Genomic DNA, 1963 nt, shown 5'->3' on the forward strand with positions numbered 1-1963 from the left:
GGGGGACACAGTGCGGGGGACCGCGGCGCGGGGAGGAATGCGCGCGGCGCCACAGGGCGCGGTGGGGGCGCGCCCGGGGCGGCCGGACCGGTGGACTCGGGCCGAACGGGTGCGGGGCGGTGCCGCGGCCCCCCTGCCCCGGTGGGTCCGGGGAGCCGCGGCACGTTCGGTGCGACTCACTCGGGGTCGCCGAAGAACCACTGCTCGGGGGCGGCGGGCGCCGGCGTGTTGAAGGTGGAGGCGTCCGGCAGCGGGCCACCGACGTTGTGCAGGCGGTTGCTGACGATGCCGTATCCGCTGGAGACGCGGACGGTGCCGATCACCCAGAACTGCTCGCGGGCGATGTCGAGGATCTCCCGGAAGAGGTCCTCCCGGCGCTGCTCGTCCGGCTCGGCGAGCATCTCGTCGTACAGCTCGATCTGGCGGCGGGGGATCTCCGGCGGTTCCTCGGTGTCGGCGTCCGCCCCCTGCCCGCGGGTGCGGTACCAGTTGGCCCAGTGGCGCGCCCAGTCGGACCCGGCGTTGACGGGGTGGGGGAGGTACCACAGGGGATGGGTGACCTCGTCGCCGCGTCCGCCGTCGCCGGTCCACACGCTCGCGTCGTGCCGGTTGTCACCGAGGCGGACCTCGAAGTTCTCCCGGGGCATGGGGTTGACCAGGGTGCGGATGCCGACGGCCTCCCAGTGCCGGGCGACCTGCTCCATGGCCTGGACCCAGATGGTGACCACGGCGTCCTCGGCCACGTCGACGGTGATGGTGATGGGCTGTCCGTCGGGGCGCAACCGCCATCCGTCGGAGTCCCGGGTGTCGTAGCCGAGGGAGTCGAGGATCCCGTTGGCCAGGTCCGGGTCGTACTCCAGGTACTGGGTGGCGAACTCCTCGTCCCGGAAGCGGGATTCGGGGGTGGGGGCGACCTGGTGGGGCTCGCCCTGGCGTTGCCAGACGGCGTTGATGAGCTCCTGCCGGTCGATGGCGTGCGAGAGGGCGACCCGGAAGTCCTTCTGTCGGTAGACCTCGCGTACCGCGTCGTCGGCGTGGTTGAGGTTGAGCGAGATGACCATCTCGGTGCTGTAGGTCGACTCGTACTCGATGAAGCGGTAGCCGCCGCGGTCCTGCGATTCGGCGAGGACCGGGCGGTTCTCCATCGAATTGAAGTGGCGGCTGTGGAAGTCGAAGTCGCCGTTCCGGGCCCGCAGCAGCATGGTCTCGGCCTCGGGGACGACGTCGTAGCGGACCTCGTCGACGTACGGCAACTGCGAGCCGTCGGGATCGGTCTTGAAGTAGTACGGGTTGCGCTCGAAGCGGGCGACGGTGCCGGTGTCCAGCGGGTCGACGCAGATCCATGCCTTGAGGCTGGGCAGGTCGGGGTTGGTCCACAGGACGCCCCAGTCGTTGCCCAGGTGGTTGAAGTGCTCCTGCCAGGTGTTGAAACCCGCTTCGCGGGCGCGGCGCTCGGCGTCCTCGGCGAAGTCGCCGTGGAACTGCTCGAGGTAGTGGCGGGGGTAGGCGACCAGGCGGTCGCCGTCCACCTGGCGGGCCATGTCGGAGAGGAAGAGGGCGTTGGAGCCGGAGAAGCGGACGATGAAGGTGTGATCGTCGACGATCTCCAACTCCATCGGGTCCTCGCCGCGGGCCAGGGTGGGCGGGTGGCCCTGGACGAGGTCGCGGTTGAGGACGACGTGTTCGTAACCGAAGAGCACGTCGGCGGTGGTCAGCGGTTCGCCGTCGGACCACCGGTGGCCGGCGCGCAGGGTGATGACGTACTCGGAGGCGTCGTCGTTGGGGGTGATGGACTCGGCGACGTTGGGGACCTGGCCGGTCCAGTCGCGGGTGAAGCGCATCAGCGGTTCGTAGCCGATGGTGCGGTGCAGCCAGGGGCCGTCGGCGCCACCGGTGACCGCCGAGCGCCAGGTGCCGCCGTAGGCGCCGATCCGGTCGGTGGGGGTGAGGACCAGGGGGTTGG

The 1963-nt window shown here is 70.7% G+C and carries 1 protein-coding gene; it reads right to left on the reverse strand.

Annotated elements, in window-relative coordinates; translation table 11 throughout:
- Positions 1-176: 176 nt before the first annotated feature.
- On the reverse strand, positions 177-1963 hold a 1787-nt coding region (locus tag FNQ90_RS21280), incomplete at its 5' end, for an ABC transporter substrate-binding protein (protein WP_182607833.1).

The sequence above is a fragment of the Streptomyces alkaliphilus genome (genome assembly GCF_014141535.1).
Classification (GTDB): Bacteria; Actinomycetota; Actinomycetes; order Streptomycetales; family Streptomycetaceae; genus Streptomyces; species Streptomyces alkaliphilus.